At 71.6% G+C, this 17,661-nt stretch carries 19 protein-coding genes, 1 tRNA gene and 1 pseudogene; 12 read left to right on the top strand and 9 right to left on the bottom strand.

Annotated elements, in window-relative coordinates:
• Positions 1 to 33 precede the first annotated feature (33 nt).
• Positions 34 to 684: pseudogene (locus ACWEPL_RS39195) on the bottom strand (tRNA-dependent cyclodipeptide synthase); the annotation flags it as partial.
• Between the two features lie 137 nt (positions 685 to 821).
• On the opposite strand from ACWEPL_RS39195, the gene ACWEPL_RS39190 reads away from it, so the two are divergent.
• Positions 822 to 894 (top strand) — tRNA-Ala (locus ACWEPL_RS39190).
• A 65-nt stretch (positions 895 to 959) separates the two neighbouring features.
• Here ACWEPL_RS39190 and ACWEPL_RS39185 read toward each other — a convergent pair.
• Both ACWEPL_RS39185 and ACWEPL_RS39180 read right to left on the bottom strand, forming a co-directional pair.
• Positions 960 to 1,445: a DUF6653 family protein gene (locus tag ACWEPL_RS39185; protein ID WP_355204791.1), complete on the bottom strand. Its 486-nt coding sequence runs from the start codon at positions 1,443 to 1,445 to the stop codon at positions 960 to 962.
• A complete protein-coding gene (locus ACWEPL_RS39180) occupies positions 1,442 to 2,038 on the bottom strand; it encodes a TetR/AcrR family transcriptional regulator (protein ID WP_363966400.1) in 597 nt (198 codons plus the stop codon). The genes ACWEPL_RS39185 and ACWEPL_RS39180 overlap by 4 nt, the downstream gene beginning before the upstream one ends.
• Before the next feature lie 84 nt (positions 2,039 to 2,122).
• Here ACWEPL_RS39180 and ACWEPL_RS39175 point away from each other — a divergent pair, with 84 nt between their 5' ends.
• Entirely contained in the window at positions 2,123 to 2,356 is a 234-nt protein-coding gene (locus ACWEPL_RS39175) for a hypothetical protein (RefSeq protein WP_363966398.1), read from the top strand.
• A gap of 38 nt (positions 2,357 to 2,394) precedes the next feature.
• Positions 2,395 to 3,294 (top strand): bifunctional helix-turn-helix transcriptional regulator/GNAT family N-acetyltransferase, encoded by a 900-nt coding sequence (locus ACWEPL_RS39170; RefSeq protein WP_452439144.1) that lies wholly within the window; start codon positions 2,395 to 2,397, stop codon positions 3,292 to 3,294.
• Here the strand turns inward: ACWEPL_RS39170 and ACWEPL_RS39165 are convergent.
• The 3 genes from ACWEPL_RS39165 to ACWEPL_RS39155 form a co-directional block, all read right to left on the bottom strand.
• Positions 3,233 to 4,135 (bottom strand): pyridoxamine 5'-phosphate oxidase family protein, encoded by a 903-nt coding sequence (locus ACWEPL_RS39165; protein WP_452439143.1) that lies wholly within the window; start codon positions 4,133 to 4,135, stop codon positions 3,233 to 3,235. The two genes, ACWEPL_RS39170 and ACWEPL_RS39165, sit on opposite strands and share 62 nt — an antisense overlap.
• Positions 4,135 to 4,578, bottom strand: a complete 444-nt coding sequence (locus tag ACWEPL_RS39160; protein ID WP_452439142.1) for a VOC family protein — start codon at positions 4,576 to 4,578, stop codon at positions 4,135 to 4,137. The genes ACWEPL_RS39165 and ACWEPL_RS39160 overlap by 1 nt, the downstream gene beginning before the upstream one ends.
• Positions 4,579 to 4,652: 74 nt before the next feature.
• Positions 4,653 to 5,216: a CGNR zinc finger domain-containing protein gene (locus tag ACWEPL_RS39155; RefSeq protein ID WP_363966390.1), complete on the bottom strand. Its 564-nt coding sequence runs from the start codon at positions 5,214 to 5,216 to the stop codon at positions 4,653 to 4,655.
• 100 nt (positions 5,217 to 5,316) lie between these two features.
• On the opposite strand from ACWEPL_RS39155, the gene ACWEPL_RS39150 reads away from it, so the two are divergent.
• Both ACWEPL_RS39150 and ACWEPL_RS39145 read left to right on the top strand, forming a co-directional pair.
• A complete protein-coding gene (locus tag ACWEPL_RS39150; RefSeq protein ID WP_452439141.1) occupies positions 5,317 to 5,922 on the top strand; it encodes an acyl-CoA-like ligand-binding transcription factor in 606 nt (201 codons plus the stop codon).
• Positions 5,923 to 5,931: 9 nt separating this feature from the next.
• Positions 5,932 to 7,383 (top strand): FAD-dependent monooxygenase, encoded by a 1,452-nt coding sequence (locus ACWEPL_RS39145; protein WP_452439140.1) that lies wholly within the window; start codon positions 5,932 to 5,934, stop codon positions 7,381 to 7,383.
• Here ACWEPL_RS39145 and ACWEPL_RS39140 read toward each other — a convergent pair.
• Both ACWEPL_RS39140 and ACWEPL_RS39135 read right to left on the bottom strand, forming a co-directional pair.
• The gene (locus ACWEPL_RS39140) at positions 7,380 to 8,210 is read right to left on the bottom strand and encodes an SAM-dependent methyltransferase (RefSeq protein ID WP_363966384.1); all 831 of its coding nucleotides are present in this window, start codon (positions 8,208 to 8,210) and stop codon (positions 7,380 to 7,382) included. The two genes, ACWEPL_RS39145 and ACWEPL_RS39140, sit on opposite strands and share 4 nt — an antisense overlap.
• A gap of 71 nt (positions 8,211 to 8,281) precedes the next feature.
• A complete protein-coding gene (locus ACWEPL_RS39135) occupies positions 8,282 to 9,229 on the bottom strand; it encodes a GlxA family transcriptional regulator (RefSeq protein WP_357748180.1) in 948 nt (315 codons plus the stop codon).
• 71 nt (positions 9,230 to 9,300) lie between these two features.
• Between ACWEPL_RS39135 and ACWEPL_RS39130 the strand changes: the two genes are divergently transcribed.
• Positions 9,301 to 10,566 (top strand): MFS transporter, encoded by a 1,266-nt coding sequence (locus ACWEPL_RS39130; RefSeq protein WP_397372238.1) that lies wholly within the window; start codon positions 9,301 to 9,303, stop codon positions 10,564 to 10,566.
• Positions 10,563 to 11,222 (top strand): aminoacyl-tRNA hydrolase, encoded by a 660-nt coding sequence (locus tag ACWEPL_RS39125; protein ID WP_363966379.1) that lies wholly within the window; start codon positions 10,563 to 10,565, stop codon positions 11,220 to 11,222. Before ACWEPL_RS39130 ends, ACWEPL_RS39125 begins: the two co-directional genes overlap by 4 nt.
• A gap of 27 nt (positions 11,223 to 11,249) precedes the next feature.
• Here ACWEPL_RS39125 and ACWEPL_RS39120 read toward each other — a convergent pair whose 3' ends face one another.
• Positions 11,250 to 12,218: a DUF3616 domain-containing protein gene (locus ACWEPL_RS39120; RefSeq protein WP_452439139.1), complete on the bottom strand. Its 969-nt coding sequence runs from the start codon at positions 12,216 to 12,218 to the stop codon at positions 11,250 to 11,252.
• Positions 12,219 to 12,380: 162 nt separating this feature from the next.
• On the opposite strand from ACWEPL_RS39120, the gene ACWEPL_RS39115 reads away from it, so the two are divergent.
• From ACWEPL_RS39115 to ACWEPL_RS39095, 5 genes are all read left to right on the top strand, one after another.
• Complete coding sequence (locus tag ACWEPL_RS39115; RefSeq protein WP_363966375.1) at positions 12,381 to 13,151, top strand: hypothetical protein; 771 nt, start codon at positions 12,381 to 12,383, stop codon at positions 13,149 to 13,151.
• Positions 13,152 to 13,187: 36 nt separating this feature from the next.
• A complete protein-coding gene (ftsH, locus tag ACWEPL_RS39110) occupies positions 13,188 to 15,122 on the top strand; it encodes an ATP-dependent zinc metalloprotease FtsH (RefSeq protein ID WP_363966373.1) in 1,935 nt (644 codons plus the stop codon).
• Positions 15,123 to 15,189: 67 nt separating this feature from the next.
• Entirely contained in the window at positions 15,190 to 16,035 is an 846-nt protein-coding gene (locus ACWEPL_RS39105; protein WP_452439138.1) for a DUF937 domain-containing protein, read from the top strand.
• A gap of 34 nt (positions 16,036 to 16,069) precedes the next feature.
• Positions 16,070 to 16,651, top strand: coding sequence for a Maf family protein (locus ACWEPL_RS39100; RefSeq protein ID WP_363966369.1), 582 nt, complete (start codon positions 16,070 to 16,072; stop codon positions 16,649 to 16,651).
• A gap of 10 nt (positions 16,652 to 16,661) precedes the next feature.
• Entirely contained in the window at positions 16,662 to 17,396 is a 735-nt protein-coding gene (locus ACWEPL_RS39095) for an EI24 domain-containing protein (RefSeq protein WP_355204747.1), read from the top strand.
• Positions 17,397 to 17,661 lie beyond the last annotated feature (265 nt).

The following is a 17,661-nucleotide window of genomic DNA, read 5'->3' as shown; positions in this document are numbered from 1 at the left end:
ATCCATAGCCGGCCACCTCAGGTGACGATGCTGTTACAGAGTGTTACTGAGATGGTCGGCGGGGCGGGCTGCCTGTGTCAATGCGGTGGAGACGAATCCCTGCGCGGATGCCGGGCGCACCGGCAGCAGGCCGGCGTAGAGCAGGTCCACCATCGGCATCGGCCTGGGGTAGCAGAACACCGACGAGCCCGTGCCGAGGATCGACGGGGTGTCGATCACGAAGGGCAGCTCGGCCAGGAGGAACGGCAGGGCGTGCTCGGCCTGCTCGCGGGAGAGCTCCGGCGCGCCGACGATGGGCCGTACCGCGTCCATGCAGTGCTCCCTGAAGACCGGATCGGTGGCGAACAGCCGCTCCAGCCTCATCCGCGCGCAGTCGTAGGCCGGGACGGAGGCCAGCTCGTTCCAGTCGAACACGGTGGCGTTGGGCGGGTCGAGGGCGTCGAGCGCGCGGACCACCCGGTTGCGCGTGTTGTTGGCCGCCGCCCTCGCCTTGGCCCCGGCCTTGGCCTCCGGACACCCCCTGGCGACCAGCGTCCCGGCCAGCTCGACGCCGGGCACGAGGACGTGCACCCGGGCGAACGTCCTGGTCGCCCAGTCGAGCAGGTGTCTGATGGTGCGGGGGGTGAAGTACCCGTTGAGCGCGCTGACGCCGATCACGGCATGCTCGCGGCGGTCGAGGAGCTGGGCGCATCGCGGGTCAGGGGCAGTGGTTGCACGCTGGGCACGGCAACGGACAGTAGCAAGCTTTTACCCTGCGTATGCTTACTTTTTAACGTGTGCTTGAGGGGTCCGTAAGTCGGATACACTCGTACACGCAGCAAGGGGCTATGGCGCAGTTGGTAGCGCGCCTCCATGGCATGGAGGAGGTCTGGGGTTCGAATCCCCATAGCTCCACCCCGACCTGACCGCCTCTGCCTCACCTTGATGGGCAGGGGCGGTTTCGCGTTGTCCCGGTGTTCTTACTCGCGGGCGGTGTCGCGGTGGGCCAGGTAGAGCTGGCCGAGCCGGTCGATGCGCCAGAGCTGGCCGAGCGTGACCAGCGTGGCGCCGAACACCGTCGGCCAGATGTCGAGCGCGATCAGCCCCCAGATGAGCAGCGCGAACCCCGCCGAGCCTACCCCGATGAGCAGCCGCTGCACGTTGCGGTGGTCGCCGGTGACCAGCGACCGGTCGCGCAGCCACAGCTTCTCGCCGTAGATGCCCCGGGCCGACCAGCTTCCGGGCTGCTCGATCGCCGGGAAGACGTGCGGGTTGACCGCCAGCCAGACGACGACCAGGCCCACCGGGACGAGGGCCCACCAGCCGAGCCACTCCCTGCTCCAGATGGCCGCGATCATCAGCGGGATGGCGGCGAACCGGGTCCAGACGCTCCACGGGTTGGCGTGCCGCTTCCACGCCTCGTCCGTCATGCCCGCGGCCTGCGCGTACTTCTTCAGCACATTCATGCGACGAGCCCCCTGGCCAGCGCGTTGATGGTGGCCTCGACCACCTGGGAGTGGTCGGGCCCGAACCTGTCGCGGTTGAGCACCAGGAGGCCGGCCGTGCGCAGCACGCCGACCAGCACCTCGGGCGGGACGTCCGCGACGAAGACGCCGTCGGCCTGCCCACGGGCGAGGTAGTCGAGCAGCGGCGTCAGCAGGTGAGGTGTGACGCGGGCGACCTCCTCGGCCCCGACCCTGCGCGCCACCGCCTCCAGCTCCTCGGGCCGGGTGAGCAGCCGCCGGTAGAACGGGTCGGTGGAGAGCACGTCGATCAACTCGCGCATGATGTGGGCGAGCGCCTCGACGCCGGGCGGCCGGTCCAGGGCGGTGGCCAGCCGCTTGCCGAGCATGGGCGCCCTGCGGATCATCACCTCCTTGTACAGCTCCTCCTTGGACTCGAAGAACGCGTAGAAGCTGCCCTTGGCGATGCCCGAGGCGGCGACCAGCTCGTCGAGCGAGGTCTTCTTCAGGCCCTGGGTGGCGAAGAGCTCTTCGGCGGTGTCGAGCAGGGACGCGGTGATGCGCGCCCGGTCCTCGGTCGTGAATGCCACAGCCATGTGTGTCCCTATGACTGGATCGGATATTCAGTCATAGCCTAGCACTCCTGGAGATATCGAATGCGTGTTCGTATAATGATCGGTATGGATACCGACACGCAGGACCTGCCCGAGCTCTGGCGCCCGCCCGTCGTGGAGCACGCCACGGCGGCCCGCTACCTGCTGGCCTGGGGCGACGACACCGAAGGGGTGCGATGGGGATTCCTGCTCTGGCCGCCGCAGGCGAGCGAGGGCGCGCGATGGGTGCACTGGAAGGACATCCGGCCGGTCACGGGGGAGGACTACAGCACGGTGCCGGTCGCTGGTCCGTGGATGTGACCTCGCGAAGGAGAGATTCCCTGACTAAAGTCAGAGATATGGACGGTGCGGCGATCGGCCAGGTGCGCAGGTTCCAGCGGACCGTGACGCAGCGGATCGGGGCGCTCAACGACAGCTTCCTGGCCAGGGATCGGGCGCTCGGGCAGTCGCGGGTGCTCTGGGAGATCGGCGCGGAAGGCAGCGAGGTGCGTGTCCTGCGGACGCGGCTCGACCTCGACTCCGGCTACCTGAGCAGGCTGCTGCGGTCGCTGGAGGCCGACGGGCTGGTGGTCATGGACGACGGCGGCTCCGACGGCCGGGTTCGCACGGCCCGGCTCACGCCGGCGGGGCTCGCCGAGCGGGAGGAGCTGGATCGCCGGTCCGACGAGGCGGCGGCGCACATCCTCGAACCGCTCTCCGACGCGCAGCGCGACCGCCTCGTGGCCGCCATGTCCGAGGTCGAGCGCCTGCTGCTCGCCTCCATGATCGCCATCGACGTGCTCGACCCGCGCCATCCCGGCGCCCGCCGCTGCCTCCAGGCCTACGCCGACGAGCTGGCCCGCCGGTTCGAGGGCGGCTTCGACCCGGCCCGCAGCATCTCCGCCACCGACGCCGAGCTGCGGCTCCCGGCCGGGATGCTGCTGGTCGCCGCGCTGCACGCCGAGCCGGTCGGGTGCGTGGCGCTCAAGCTCCACCCGGAGGCCGGGTCCGCCGAGATCAAGCGGATGTGGGTGGACCCGGCCGTGCGCGGGCTGGGGCTGGGACGGCGGCTGCTCGCCGAGGCGGAGGGGAAGGCGGCCGCCCAGGGGGTCCGCACGCTGCGGCTGGAGACCAACCGGGCGCTCACGGAAGCCGTCGCCCTCTATCGGGCGAGCGGCTACCGGGAGGTGGCGGCGTTCAGCGACGAGCCGTACGCGCATCACTGGTTCGAGAAGCGCCTGCCTCGACCGGGGGGTTGAAGCGGTGATAGCCGGGGGCGGTCCAGCCGGCCGACACGGTCCCGCCCAGGTGCGCGTACTCGTCCAGCTCGAAGCGCACCGTCCGCTGGTCCCCCCATTCCACCCGGGCCCGGCCCGTGAGCTGCAGCGTCTCCCCACGCTCCCAGTCCACGAACAGCAGCCCGGCCGCCGGGTCCAGCTCCAGGTTGCCCAACGTCATGTACATCGCGTTGCCCTGGTAGTCGGGGAACTCCAGCGAGCGCGCCCCCGTCACCCGGACGAATCCGGGGTTGCCGCCCCGGTGCGACACGTCCGCCCCGAGCCCTTCGGCCCGCGTGGCGATGAAGAACGTGTCCGCCTCGGCGATCCACGTACGGTGCCGGTCCGCCAGCGCGATCCCGCGCCCCAGCCCCGCGGGCTCGCCCGGAGCGGAGGTGGGGGAGCGGGTCTGGATGTACTTGGGGCAGTTGGAGTAGACCTGCTCCGTCCACACCACCAGGGCGTCGCCGGCCCGCACGGCGGTGCCGTTCACGCGCATCCGGCGCCGCGTGTGCGGCTCGATGGCGATCAGGCCGACGTCCCGTTCATGCTCGAACAGCCCGTGGAGAGGGTCGTCGGCGCCCGGCAGGGCGTGCAGCACGATCGTGCGGTCGTCCGCCGCGGAGGCGAACCCCGCGGGGCCCGTGAGCACGCCCGCCCACACGCGCCCGCCGTCGTCGGCCGCGCCCAGGACGACCATGTGCTGGTTCCGCAGGAACTCGGCGGCCGGCTCCGGGATCTCCGGGCGCGTCCGTGAGCTCCCGTGGTCCTCCAGCCGCACCCCCGCCCGGCGCTGCACGGCGACCTCACCCGGATGCCTCATTAGAAGAACCCGCAGGTCGGCGCTTCAGAGCTGGGCGCGGGCCGGTCGCCCGCGCCGTCCGGGGCGAAGATCTCCAGCCGGATGCCGTCGGGGTCGGCGAAGAACACGCCGCCCGACGAGGCGCCCTCGCGGTGCGGCACGACGCCGTCGTGGAAGAGGGTCGCGCCGATCTCCCTGATCATCGTCTCCGCCCGGCGTACCGCGTCGAGGTCCGCCACCTGGAACGACAGGTGGTGCAGGCCCGGCCGGCCTGCCTCGAAGCGGCCCGCGCTCTGCTGCCAGAGCGTCAGCACCAGCGTGCCGTCCTGGGTCAGGAACGCGTACCGGCGGCCGTCCTCCTGTGACTCGCCCGCCACCGTGAAGCCGAAGACCCGCGTGTAGAAATCTTTGGACTTGTCGAGATCGGTGACGTTGAGCCCGACGTGCCCGGTCTGGAAGGACATTCCCCGCTCCTCTAACGCATGCGCGGCCGAGTTGCCGTTAGAAATACTATAACGGAAACTCGGTCTTGCAAGCGTTAGATTTTTTTGTGCTCCCGGTAGTGCCTGGCCGCCCGGGCGCGGTTGCCGCAGCCCGTCGAGCACCACTCCTGGCGCGGGTGCTCCTTGACGAAATAGAGCACGCAGCGCGGGGCCTGGCAGGTGCGGACCAGTGCGCGGTCCGGCCCCGCGAGGAACTCCACGGCCGCCGTGGCGAGCCTGGCGAGCAGTCGCGTGCCGGGGGAGGCCTGCGTCGCGGGCGCGGTGGCGAGGGACGGCTCGCCGTTCCAGTGCAGTTGGGGTGCGGTGGGGGCGGCCAGGGCGGTGGCGTTGACCAGGGCCAGCGACTCCTCGAACCCGGGCAGGTCCGCCGCGTCCGCCCGGCTCGGCGGGCCCGGCGCCACGGCCTTGGCGAACAGGGCGCGTACGGCCTGGCGCAGGCGCACCGTCTCCTGGCGCAGCTCCTCCGTGACGGTGAGGTCGCCGAGGTCGGGCGCGTGCGTCCGCACCCAGGCCGTCATGCCGTCCGTGTCGGCCAGCCTGTCGACCGATCCGGACCGCTCGGCCCTGATCGTGCTGACGAATTCGAGGGTCAGGGACATGCTCCCAATCTAACGCGCCTCGCCTCTGTCATCCGTTAGTCAAAAACATGCGTGGTCCGAAAATTTGCTGACTCCGCACTTTTTTCGATACGGTGAGCCCATGAGCGGGCTGAGAGAGCGGAAGAAGCAGGCCACGCGCGAGGCGCTGATGACGGCCGCCCTCCGGCTGGCTCACGAGCGCGGGCTGGAGCGCGTACGCGTCGAGGACATCGCCGCCGAGGTCGGCGTCTCGCCCCGCACGTTCAACAACTACTTCTCCAGCAAGTACGAGGCGATCGCCGCCCGCCACATCGACCGCATCACGCGTTCGGTGGCGGCGCTGCGGGCCCGGCCGCCGGCGGAGCTACTGTGGGAGGCGCTGACCGAGGCCATGGTCGAGCCCTGGGCGCTGGCCCGCACGGAGGTGGCGCCCGATCCCGAAGTGCTGGCGAGCATCAGGATGCTGGCGGAAGAGCCCGCGCTGCGGGCCGAGTCGCTGCAGATGGTGTTCGCCGGGAACAACGAGCTGGCCGCGGCCGTGGCCGAGCGCACCGGCACCGACGCCGCCCGCGACCTCTATCCCCACCTCGTGGCCGTCGCCGTGGGCTCCGCCGTGCAGGCGGCCGTCGCCCACTGGCTGCGCTCCGACCCGCCGGTCCCGCTCGTGCCCCTGCTGCGCGAGGCCCTGGGCGCGCTGGCCGCGGGGCTGCCCGATCCTTCCCTCTGAGGAGAACGCATGGACATCGTGATCATCGGCGGCGGCCCCAACGGGCTGATGCTGGCCTGCGAGCTGGCCCTGGCCGGAGTCCGCCCGACCGTCGTCGAGCGCCTGCCCCGGCGCAGCGACCAGCCCAAGGCCAACGGGATCGTCGGCCAGGTCGTCAGGCTGCTCCACCAGCGCGGCCTCGCCGTGGGGGACGCGCCGATGCCGGGGTTCGTGTTCGGCGCGCTGCCGCTGAACCTGGCCGGGCTGGAGGACAACCCGCTGTACGGGATGGGGATCAAGCAGCCCGCCCTGGAGGAGCTGATCGAGCGGCGGGCGGTCGAGCTGGGTGTGGAGATCAGGCGCGGGCACGAGCTGCTCGGCTTCACCCAGGACCCCCACGGCGTCTCGGTGGAGCTCCGGGGGCCCGAGGGCGCGTACGAGCTGCGCACCCGCTACCTGGTGGGCTGCGACGGCGCGCACAGCACGGTCAGGAAGCTCGCGGGCATCGGCTTCCCCGGCGTCACCTCGACCGACGTCGTGAGCCGCAGCGCCCACGTCACCCTGCCGGGTGCGGTGATCCGGCCAGGCACGGTGGAGCTGGAGGTGCCGGGGCTGGGCACGTACGTGATGTACGCCTGGCACAGGACAGAGCGCGGCGCTTACGCGATCCTCCCCGCGGACCACGGGACCCTGCTGGTCAGCGCCATGGAGTGGGACGCCTCCGCGCCCGACGACGACGAGCCGATGACCGTCGGCGAGCTGCGCGCCGGCCTGGCCCGCGTGCTCGGCGCCGACCTGCCGCTCGCCGAGCCCACCGGCGAGGGCCCGCACCTGCTCAGGCGGCTCAAGGGCCGCAACACCCGCGTCGCCGACCGCTACCGGGAGGGCAGGGTCTTCGTGGTGGGCGACGCCGCGCACGTCCACTCGGCCATGGGTGCGCCCGGCCTCAACCTCGGCCTGCAGGACGCCGCCAACCTGGCCTGGAAGCTGGCCGCCGAGGTGCGGGGCTGGGCGCCGCCTGGGCTGCTCGACACCTACGGTGCCGAGCGCCGCCCGGCCGCCCTGCGCGTCGCCGTGCACACCCAGGCGCAGCTCGCGCTGGCCGCGCCGGGGCCCGAGATCACGGCCCTGCGTGAGGTGTTCGGCGAGCTGCTGGGCGACGACGGCGCCCGCCGCCGCATCGCCGCCATGATGGCCGGAGCGGACCTGGCCTACCCGGTGCCCGCGCCGGCGCATCCGCTGGCGGGCCGGTTCCTGGCCGACCTGCCGGCCGAGCCGGCCGCGCGCGCGTGGCCCGTGCTGCTCGACGGGACGGGCGGCCTGCGGGTGCGGCACGGGCGCGTGCACGTGGTGCCCTTCGAGGGCGACGGCGCCGTGCTGGTGCGCCCCGACGGCTACGTGGCCTGGGCCGGCGAGCCCGACGAGACCCTCGACGAGGCCCTGAGGACCTGGTTCGGCGAGGGCCTGGAGGTGGCGGCCTAGGCCGGGCGGCGGCCCACGCCGGCCAGGATGCCGCCCTTGGAGAGGTCGTACGAGCCGCCGGGGGAGCCCTCGGGCGTCCAGTCGGCCACCGGCACGACACCCGGCCCGAGCAGCTCCAGCCCGTCGAAGTAGGAGGCGATCTCGTCGTAGCCGCGCCGCGCCAGGCCGCCCGAGGTCGTGCTGGAGTAGACCTGCTGGCCGGCCGTCGCGACGTCGTCCATGTCGTGGCCCGCGTACAGCAGGTGCGACAGCACCAGGTGGCCCCCGGGCCGCAGGCGCTCGCGGATGCGCGCGGCGATCCGGTCGGCCTCGGCGTCGTCGTGGATGAAGTGCAGTACCGCGACCAGCAGCACGGCGTACGGCTGGGAGAGGTCGAGGTGCTCCGCGACGCGCGGGTCGTCCAGGATGGCGTCGGGATCCTTGAGATCGCCCTCGATCGCCAGGACGTCCGGGTCCCTGGCCAGCAGCGCGCGGGCGTGGACCAGAACGATGGGATCGTTGTCGACGTAGACGACGCGGGAGCCGGGGGCGTGCCGCTGGGCCACCTGGTGCACGTTGTCCTGGGTGGGCAGGCCCGCGCCGATGTCGACGAACTGGCGCACTCCGGCCTCGGCGAGCATGCGTACGGCATGACCGATGAAGGCGCGGTTGGCCAGGGCGATCTCGCGGGCGTCGTTGCCCATCCGCCGGCCGATCTCCATCATCTTCTCGGCCGCCTCGCGGTCGGCGGCGAAGTTGTCGCGGCCCCCGAGGTAGTAGTCGTACATGCGGGCGACGCTGGGCACGTTCGGGTTGATCCCGGCGGGTACGCGATCCGCCTCGGCCATGTGACGACCCTTTCTAGTCGATCTTCCTGGGGCCGATTGTAGGGCCGAAATGTGGCTTTTGCCGGAGGAACTCAGAGTCGCCGGAACGTGTGCCGGTACGCCAGCGGCGAAACCCCCACGGCCGCGTGCAGATGCTGACGGAGCGAGACCGCCGTCCCGAACCCCGCCTTCCTGGCCACCTCCTCCACGCCCAGCTCGGTCGTCTCCAGCAGGTGCCTGGCGTGCTGGACCCGCTGGCCGTTCAGCCACCTGGCCGGACTCACGCCGGTCTCGTCGCGGAAGCGCCTGGTGAACGTCCGCACGCTCATCCTGGCGTGCTCGGCCAGCGCGGTCAGGTCGAGCGGGCGCTCCAGGTGGGCCAGCATCCAGTCGCGGGTGGCCGCCGTGCCGCCGCCCGCCTCCGGCAGGTGCCGGTCGATGTACTGGGCCTGGCCGCCGTCCCGCCACGGCGGCATGACGCAGCGGCGGGCCGCGCGGTTGGCCACCTCGCTGCCGTGGTCGTTCCTGATCACGTGGAAGCACAGGTCGAGCCCGGCCGCCACGCCTGCCGAGGTCAGCACGTCGCCGTCGTCCACGTACAGCACGTCGGGATCGAGCTTGACCTGCGGGAAGAGCCGGGCGAACCGGTCGGCCTCGCGCCAGTGGGTGGTGGCCGGGCGCCCGTCGAGCAGGCCCGCCGCCGCCAGCACGAACGCCCCCGTGCAGATCGACAGGATCCTGCGCCGCCCTTGGAGGGCCGCGGCCAGCGTGTCCGAGATCGTCCCGTCGAGCAGTGCCCGGCCCGCGTGGATGCCGGGCACCACGACCGTGTCGGCGGTGTCGAGGACGTCGAGGTCGTGGTCGGGCAGCACGCTGTAGCCCGCCGAACAGCGGACCGGCATCCGCCCCTCCGAGCAGGTCACCACCTCGTACAACTTCTCGCCGTCCGCCGTCTCGGCCGTCCCGAACACCTGGCCGGGCACGCCGAGGTCGATCGTGGCGAAGTGGTTGAGCACGACGACTGCCACGCGATGTGTCATGGCCGAATTCTTTCACATATTGACCATCCGGCCACTCGTGACCTTGTAAGGGGATAAAGCAGGATTGGCGCATGACGTTGAGCACCACCGCCCCCACGCGCCGCCTGCACCGGGCCTGGTTCGTGGCGGCCGTCGCCTTCGTGGCGATCCTGGGCGCGGCCGGGTTCCGCGCCACCCCCGGCGTACTGATCACCCCCTTGCAGGAGGAGTTCGGCTGGTCGGCCGGCACGATCTCCCTCGCGGTCTCCATCAACCTGGTGCTCTACGGCCTGACCGCCCCCTTCGCCGCCGCCCTGATGGACCGCTTCGGCATGCGCCGCGTGGTCTCCCTCGCGCTGCTGCTGATCGCCGCGGGCAGCGGCCTGACCGTGCTGATGACGGCGAGCTGGCAGCTCCTGCTGTTCTGGGGCGTGCTCGTCGGGCTCGGGACGGGCTCGATGGCGCTGGTGTTCGCCGCGACCGTGGTGGACCGCTGGTTCGTCCGGCACCGCGGGCTGGTCACGGGCGTGCTCACCGCGGCCGGCGCCACCGGGCAGCTGATCTTCCTGCCCGTGCTGGCCCAGCTCGCCGAGGGGCCGGGGTGGCGCTTCGCCTCGCTGACCGTGTCCGGTGCGGCGCTGGCGGTGGTGCCGTTCGTGTGGTGGCTGCTGCGTGACCACCCCGCCGACGTGGGCACGACGGCGCTCGGCGCGGAGCCTGACGCGGTCCGTACTGCGCCCCCGAGCAAGGTGAACGCGGCGGTCAGGGCGGTCACCGTGCTGGCCTCGGCGGCCAGGACCCGGCCGTTCTGGCTGCTCGCCGGCGGCTTCGCGATCTGCGGCGCCAGCACGAACGGCCTGGTCGGCACCCACTTCATCCCCGCCGCGCACGACCACGGCATGGCCGAGCCCGTGGCGGCCGGCCTGCTGGCGGTCATCGGGATCTTCGACATCGCGGGCACGATCGCGTCCGGCTGGCTCAGCGACCGGGTCGACCCCAAGGTGCTGCTCGGCGTCTACTACGCGCTGCGCGGGCTCTCCCTGATGGTGCTGCCGAGCCTGTTCGCGGCCACGACCGAGCCCAGCATGCTGATCTTCATCGTGTTCTACGGGCTGGACTGGGTGGCGACCGTGCCGCCCACGGTGGCGCTGTGCCGGCGGATCTACGGGGCCGACGGAGCCGTGGTGTTCGGGTGGGTGTTCGGCTCGCACCAGGTGGGGGCCGCGTTCGCCGCCGTCGCCGCCGGGCTCACCCGCGACCACCTGGGCAATTACGACCTCGCCTGGTACGGCGCCGGCGCCTTGTGCCTCCTCGCCGCGGGCATGTCCATGGCCATCGTGCATGCTAGAGGGCGATGAATTCTGAGCTTTATGTCCTGCCGCTGGTCGTCAGGATCGAGAGAGCCGCGCCTCCCGAACGCACCGACGCGCTGGAAGCGGCCGCCATGGCCGTGCTGAGCCTGCTGGACGACCCCGGCGAGTGGGCCGCCGAGCTGCACTCCTGGGAGTCCACCGGCAAGATCCGCAAGGTGGTCCGCCGGGCCAGGGGCGCCGAGTGGCGCAGGGCGGTCGCGCTGCCGGGACGCACCGTCGAGCACCGTACGGCCGAGGTGCGCGTACATCCGCCCGTGCCGCTCGACGGCTGGCCGCGGGACCTCGCGCGGCTGCAGGTGGGCGGCACCGAGCTGAGCGACACCGCCGATCCGCCGCCCGCGGAGCCGCCGGTCCTGTGGGCCAACCCGGGCCTGGCCATGTCCGCGGGCAAGGCCATGGCGCAGGCCGGGCATGCCGCCCAGCTCGCCTGGTGGGCCAGTGACGCGGCCGAGCGGGAGGCCTGGCGCGCCCGCGGGCTCGCGGTGTCCGTGCGCACCGCGGCCTCCCAGGGCGACTTCGACGCCATGGCCGCCGCGGGGCTCCCCGTGGTGCGCGATGCCGGGTTCACGGAGATCGAGCCGGGCTCGTGCACGTTCGTGGCCGAGGCGTCCTGGTTGCGCGGACGCGTCGCTAGATCGTGAAGGCGCCCTGGTTGCGCGGACGCGTCGCTAGATCGTGAAGACGTCCGCCAGCACGCCGCCCGCCGGGGTGAACCGCGCGGGCGACGGGCTGTCGTACACGACCATGAGCCTGCCGTCGGCCAGCAGCGCCAGCCCTTCGGGGTGGTCGCACTTCACGCCGTGGGGCAGCTCGATCACCGTCTCCAGCTCGCCCTCGGGGACGACCCCCTGCCTGGTGCCGGGCCGCCAGCGCACGATCCGTACGGGACCGTCGAGGTCCATGGTCGGGCCGGCGAGGATCAGCAGCGAGTCCCCGTCCGGGCAGAGGTCCCGCACGCCCAGCCCGCCCAGGTCCAGGAAGTGCTTGCGGTACGGCTCCCGCAGCCGCAGCCGTGACCTGCCCGCCTCCTCGAGCCGCAGCTCCAGCAGCACCGCCCAGCCCCGCAGCACGGGGCCGCGCAGCCCGAGGTAGATCCGCTCGGACACGACGGCGATGCCCTCGACGTCGAGCCCGTTGTCCTTGCCGGGCAGCTCCAGAAACGGCGCCAGGTGCCGGTCGTCGCGCAGATGCGTGGTCAGGTTGTCCCTGCCGGCGAGGATCGTTCCAGGGCCGGGAGTCTCGTCGTGGAGCGGCAGCCGGGTCAGGATGAACCGGTTCTCCTCCCTGACCACCGTGGCCAGCCGGTCGGCGGCCTTCTCCGGGTCCTTCGACTTGACCTTCTTGCGCTTGAGGCTGTGGGAGCCGACCAGCCAGAGGTAGCCGTTCGCGCGGGCCAGCCCCTCGATGTCGGCCTCGTCCTCGGGGCCCGCGGGCAGCTCGACGTAGTCGGCCAGCGGGAACGTGCGCTGGTCGCCGAAATGGTCGCCCAGCCAGGTCAGGTGCTCGAAGGTCGCGGTCTCGTCGCCGGCCACCCAGAGCCCGGCGGAGCCCTGCCGGATCGCTGAGAGGTTCGTGTGCGTTTGGGCCGCTCGCGCGGCGTGGTCGAATCGCAGCTCAACCTGTTCCACGCCGTCCATGATTGCACTTCGGTAGCTTCCGACGCGCAATGGCTGGATATGTCGTACGCTCCGCTCGTGCTCGATGGGGAAGAAGAGATCAAGGGTTCCCAAGTGAGGACCGCGGCGAGGCCCGGAACCCCTGCTTCTCCGCCCAAACGCTCCCGTATCGGAGATATCCGGATGCGGGTGGTGTACCGGGGGCTCGCCGCGATCGGCCTGGTCGTGGCCGCGGCTGCGACGCTGGTCGTGGTGCTCCCGTCAGGGCCGGACGAGGTCGCGGCGGGGCCGGTAACCGCGCCGCCGGCCGCACCGTCCTCGTCCGGCCCCGCGCCTTCCACCGCGCCTTCCACCGCGGCTCCTCCGTCTGTGACCCCCGCAGCGGAGGCGACGCCTTCGCCCGGCTCGTCGCTCGCGCCCGGTTACACGGCCATGCAGGCCCTGTACGCCGACCCGCGCGTCCCCAAGCTGACGGGCCGGATCAAGCGGATGTCCCTGGCCTCCCCGTCCAGGAAGGTCGTCAAGGACAAGCGCATCGGGCTGGCGGTGCCGAACCTCTCCAAGCCGTGGAAGTCGTACGGCGCGGCGCCGTTCACCTCCAAGCAGGTGCTCCCCAAGACGCGCGCCGGCCTGCGTGGGATGTTCGTCACATGTCCGCTCCCGATCATGCGGCAGAAGTCCCCTCGTGACACGGCGCTGCTCGCGGCCCGCTGGACGCTCAACCACCACCCCGAAGGCTCCAGGATCACCTGGCTTGCCTCGCAACCGGTCAAGCGCGGCTGGATGCTCGTATATCGGGTCAAATACGGAAAGCATCAGTCGCGGGCGGCCGTCGTCGTGATGGACGGGGGAATGAGTAAGCCGGGGCTGGCGTTCGTCACAGTGCCTGACTCGCAGCGCAAGCAGTGGCGTGACATCAGCCGCGTGGTCGCCGGGGTGCGTGTTCTAGGCTAAAAGGATCATGTATGCGGCGATGTGGGGAGTGACGCCGTGGAACGCTCGGGACAGCCGCAGGCACCGAAGAACGGCAAGGGCAAGCCGCCCTGGCGTTCGGAGGGCCTGCCCGGCACGCCCGGAGGCCGGCCCAAGATCAACTGGTGGCGATTCGTCGTCACCTTGCTCGTGGTGTACGCAGGCTTTTTCGTCGTGTCGTCGTTCGTCGACAGCGGATCCGTCGAGACGATCTCGTACACCGAGTTCACCAAGCAGGTGAACTCCAAGAACGTCAAGGACATCTACGCCCAGGGCCTGTCCGTCGAGGGCGACCTGCGGTCGGCGGCGAAGAACCCCGAGAGCAACGAGTCCTACACGAAGTTCGCGACCGAGATCCCGGCCTTCGCCAACACCGACCAGCTCGACCAGCAGCTGTCCACCGGCCAGGTCGAGATCACCTCCAAGCCGATCACCCGTGGCTTCTTCTCCAACCTGCTGCTCTCGCTGCTGCCTGTGCTGCTGCTGGCCGGGCTGTGGATCTGGGTCATGCGCCGCGGCGCCAGCATGATGGGCGGCGGGCTGGGCGGGCTCGGCAGGTCCAAGGCCGCCAAGCCGGTCGAGGCCGGGCAGGTGCGGGTCACGTTCGACGACGTCGCGGGCATCGACGAGGTCGAGAACGAGCTCGTCGAGATCGTCGACTACCTCAAGGACCCCGGGAAATACCGTCGTCTCGGCGCGAAGCTGCCCAAGGGCGTGCTGCTCGCCGGTCCTCCCGGCACCGGTAAGACGCTGCTGGCCAGGGCGGTCGCGGGCGAGGCCAAGGTGCCGTTCTTCTCGGCCAGCGCCTCCGAGTTCATCGAGATGATCGTGGGTGTGGGCGCTTCGCGGGTGCGCGACCTGTTCGAGGAGGCGCGGAAGGTGGCGCCGTCGATCGTGTTCATCGACGAGATCGACGCCATCGGCCGGGCCCGCGGCGGTGCCGGCGGCCTCGGCGGCCACGACGAGCGCGAGCAGACGCTGAACCAGATCCTCACCGAGATGGACGGCTTCTCTGGCGCCGAGGGCGTGATCGTCATCGGGGCCACGAACCGTCCCGAGGTGCTCGACCCGGCGCTCCTGCGTCCCGGGCGCTTCGACCGTACCGTCCAGGTGGGGCTGCCTGACGCGGCCGGCCGCACCGCCATCCTGCAGGTGCACACGCGGGGCGTGCCGCTGGACGGCGAGGTCAGCCCCGACCAGCTCGCCAAGACCACCCCCGGCATGACCGGCGCCGACCTGGCCAACCTGGTCAACGAGGCCGCCCTGCTGGCCGCCAAGCGCGGCAAGGAGAAGGTCACGATGTCCGACTTCGCCGACGCGCTGGAGAAGCTGCAGCTCGGCGCGGCCCGCAGCATCGTGATGCCGGAGGAGGAGCGCACCAGGACCGCCTTCCACGAGGCCGGTCACGCGCTGCTCGGCATGCTCCAGCCGGGCGCCGACCCGGTCAGGAAGATCTCGATCATCCCGCGCGGGCGGGCGCTCGGGGTCACGCTGTCCACCCCCGACACCGACCGGTACGCCTACGACGAGCAGTACCTGCGCGGGCGCATCACCGGCGCGCTCGGCGGCATGGCGGCCGAGCAGGTCGTGTACGGGGTCATCACCACGGGCGCCGAGAACGACCTGGAACAGGTCACCATGATCGCCCGTGGCATGGTCGGGCGCTGGGGCATGTCGGAGAAGGTCGGCCCGCTGACCATCCTCCCCAACGACGGACAGCAGCCGCAGGCCTCGCCCGCGACGCTCGCCACCGTCGACGAGGAGGCGCGGCGGATCGTGGACGAGTGCTACGAGCGCGCGATCCAGATCCTCACCGACAACCGCGACAAGCTCGACGCCATCGTGAAGGCCCTGCTCGAACACGAGACGCTCGACGAGGCCGGCGCTTACACGGCGGCGGGCCTGGCCTCGTCGGCCACTCCTGTCCCCGTGAGCGGCTTTTCCGAGAATTAGCGCAAATCGGGCATTGCTCCGGCCCTGATCAGGGCAGCTCTCCCGGAACAACGATCGGGGGACTGTCGTGACACTGACGGACGAGCTCCTCACCGAGCTCGGAGACTCAGGGCTGGAGCAGATCGCAGGGATGCTCGGCACGGACACGACCATGGCCCGCGACGTGGTCGAGGCCGTGTCGGGCGTCATCGTCGGGGGCATGGCCCGCAACGCCCGTCACCCGGACGGCGCCGACGCCCTGCGCGCGGCCCTGGACGACCACGTGGACACCGATCCGTTCACCGGCGACGTGGCCTCGCTGACCCGCGACGGGCACAACATCCTCGGCCACGTCCTGGGCGGCCGGGGAACGGAGGAGGCCGCGGACGCGCTGGCGCGGTTCGCCGGAGTCGACTCGGGGATCATCATGAGGCTGCTGCCCCTCGTCGCGCCCATGATCATGTCCCTGCTCGCCAACCGGGCCGAGAGCCGCGGCATGAACGCGGGCGCTCTGGCCGACGACCTGGACCGCGAGCAGCCGGCCTGCCCGGGGGAGCTGGGCGAGCTGCTCCAAGGCCTGCTGGACGCCGTCTTCGGCGGCGGGGTGCCCGCGCAGGGCGGGCCGTACGAGTCCCGCCCGCCCTCCGGCATCAGCCCTGACACCGGCTCCGGCACCGGCCGCGGCACCGGCCGCGGCACCGGCCGCGGCACCGGCCGCGACACCGGCCGCGACACCGGCCCCGGCACCGGCCGCGACACTGGCTCCGACACCGGCTCCGACACCGGCCCCGGCACCGGCCGCGACACTGGCTCCGACACCGGCCGCGACACCGGCCCCGACGCCGGCACCGTGGGCCGTCGCGGCGCCCCGGACGGTCATGAGGAGGGGGACCCGCACGAGGTGGTCCCCGGCACTTCCAACCCCGACTGGTGAATGACGCGGCGCAGGTCAACGGTAGGCTTATGCGGTGATCGTTCTGGCCTCAGCCTCCCCCGCCCGACTCGCCCTCCTCCGCAGCGCCGGGCTCGACCCCAAGGTGATCGTCAGCGGCGTCGACGAAGACTCGTTCTCCGCGCACACCCCGGCGGCGCTCAGCCTCGTGCTCGCCAAGGCCAAGGCGGAGGCGGTCGCGAACGAGCTCGACGAGGGCCTGGTCATCGGCTGCGACTCGATCCTGGAGCTGGACGGCCGCCCGTACGGCAAGCCCGCCACGCCTGAGGAGGCCGCCGAGCGGTGGCGGCTCATGCGCGGGCGCACGGGACGCCTGGTGACGGGTCACTGCGTGATCGACGTGGCCGCGGGCAAGCAGGCGGCGCAGGTCGCCACCACCGTGGTTCGCTTCGGCCGGCCGTCCGACGAGGAGATCGACGCGTACATCGCCACGGGGGAGCCGCTCAGCGTGGCCGGGGCCTTCAGCATCGACGGGCGCGGCGGTTGGTTCGTCGAGGGCATCGAAGGCGACCACGGCAATGTGATCGGCATCTCGCTGCCGCTGCTGCACGACCTGTTCGCGGAGCTGGGCTACGCGGTGACGTCGTTCTGGCGCTAGCCTGCCGGGCATGCGATCACTGCGCGACTTCACGTCCGGCGTCGGCTTCTTCTTCCAGGGGTTGGGGTGGGTCGCCAGGCATGGGCGGTGGTGGCTGTTCGGGCTGATCCCGGCGCTGATCGCGTTCGCGGTGTACGTCGCGGCGCTGATCTTGCTGGGCACGCACGCCACCGACCTGGCCGCGTTCCTGACGCCGTTCGCGGAGTCGTGGGGCTGGCGTGACCTGTTTCGGACGCTGGTGGGGATCCTGCTGTTCCTCGGAGGGCTGGCGCTGGCCGTACTCACCTTCACCGCGCTCACCCTGGCGATCGGGGAGCCGTTCTACGAGCGGCTGTCGGCCGAGGTGGACCCGCTTCCGGACGCCGACGAGCAGCCGTGGTGGCGCACCCTGCCGCGCTCGCTCAGAGACAGCCTGATCACGCTGTTCTACGTGCTCCTTTTCACGATCCCGCTGTTCTTCCTGGGCTTTGTGCCGGTGGTCGGCCAGACGGTGGTGCCGGTGCTCGGGGCGCTCGTCTCGGGCTTCTTCCTGACGGTGGAGCTCACCACCCTGGCGCTGGAGCGGCGAGGGATGGCCCGCAAGCAACGCTTCGCGCTGCTGCGCGCGAACAAGGCCAGCGCGTTGGGGTTCGGGGTGGTGGGATTCCTGCTGTTCCTGGTGCCGTTCGTCGCGGTCATCGCCATGCCCGCCGCCGTAGCCGGCGCCGCCCTCCTGGTCCGCGCCCACCTGACCCCCACCTCATAACCCTCACTTCCACCCGATCCCCCCGTCTCATAGCCCCCCACCTCATCCCTTCTCGGCCAGCGCCTTCTCGGCCAGCGCCTTCTCGGCCAGCCTTCACCCCCAGCGCCTCCACCCCCAGCCCTTTGACCCCAGCCCTTCACCCCCAGGGCTTTCGGCTCGGCCCACCCCTCGGCCCGCTCCCTCCGGCTCCGGCCCGCTCCCTCCGGCTCCGGCCCGCTCCCTCCGGCTCCGGCCCGCTCCCTCCGGCTCCGGCCCGCTCCCTCCG

The sequence above is a fragment of the Nonomuraea sp. NPDC004186 genome (genome assembly GCF_053603495.1).
The sequence above is the reverse complement of the archived record's forward strand: the minus strand, read 5'-3'. Positions and strand labels throughout refer to the sequence as shown.

Excerpts from the sequence above, each read along its gene's own strand:
- ACWEPL_RS39185 (WP_355204791.1), bottom strand. The coding sequence starts at position 1,445 with ATGAATGTGCTGAAGAAGTACGCGCAGGCCGCGGGCATGACGGACGAG.
- ACWEPL_RS39115 (WP_363966375.1), top strand. The coding sequence starts at position 12,381 with ATGCGGGTGGTGTACCGGGGGCTCGCCGCGATCGGCCTGGTCGTGGCC.
- ACWEPL_RS39175 (WP_363966398.1), top strand. The coding sequence starts at position 2,123 with ATGGATACCGACACGCAGGACCTGCCCGAGCTCTGGCGCCCGCCCGTC.
- ACWEPL_RS39180 (WP_363966400.1), bottom strand. The coding sequence starts at position 2,038 with ATGGCTGTGGCATTCACGACCGAGGACCGGGCGCGCATCACCGCGTCC.
- ACWEPL_RS39155 (WP_363966390.1), bottom strand. The coding sequence starts at position 5,216 with ATGTCCCTGACCCTCGAATTCGTCAGCACGATCAGGGCCGAGCGGTCC.
- ACWEPL_RS39145 (WP_452439140.1), top strand. The coding sequence starts at position 5,932 with ATGGACATCGTGATCATCGGCGGCGGCCCCAACGGGCTGATGCTGGCC.
- ACWEPL_RS39150 (WP_452439141.1), top strand. The coding sequence starts at position 5,317 with ATGAGCGGGCTGAGAGAGCGGAAGAAGCAGGCCACGCGCGAGGCGCTG.
- ACWEPL_RS39165 (WP_452439143.1), bottom strand. The coding sequence starts at position 4,135 with ATGAGGCATCCGGGTGAGGTCGCCGTGCAGCGCCGGGCGGGGGTGCGG.
- ACWEPL_RS39170 (WP_452439144.1), top strand. The coding sequence starts at position 2,395 with ATGGACGGTGCGGCGATCGGCCAGGTGCGCAGGTTCCAGCGGACCGTG.
- ACWEPL_RS39120 (WP_452439139.1), bottom strand. The coding sequence starts at position 12,218 with ATGGACGGCGTGGAACAGGTTGAGCTGCGATTCGACCACGCCGCGCGA.
- ACWEPL_RS39095 (WP_355204747.1), top strand. The coding sequence starts at position 16,662 with ATGCGATCACTGCGCGACTTCACGTCCGGCGTCGGCTTCTTCTTCCAG.
- ACWEPL_RS39130 (WP_397372238.1), top strand. The coding sequence starts at position 9,301 with ATGACGTTGAGCACCACCGCCCCCACGCGCCGCCTGCACCGGGCCTGG.
- ACWEPL_RS39125 (WP_363966379.1), top strand. The coding sequence starts at position 10,563 with ATGAATTCTGAGCTTTATGTCCTGCCGCTGGTCGTCAGGATCGAGAGA.
- ACWEPL_RS39160 (WP_452439142.1), bottom strand. The coding sequence starts at position 4,578 with ATGTCCTTCCAGACCGGGCACGTCGGGCTCAACGTCACCGATCTCGAC.
- ACWEPL_RS39140 (WP_363966384.1), bottom strand. The coding sequence starts at position 8,210 with ATGGCCGAGGCGGATCGCGTACCCGCCGGGATCAACCCGAACGTGCCC.
- ACWEPL_RS39135 (WP_357748180.1), bottom strand. The coding sequence starts at position 9,229 with ATGACACATCGCGTGGCAGTCGTCGTGCTCAACCACTTCGCCACGATC.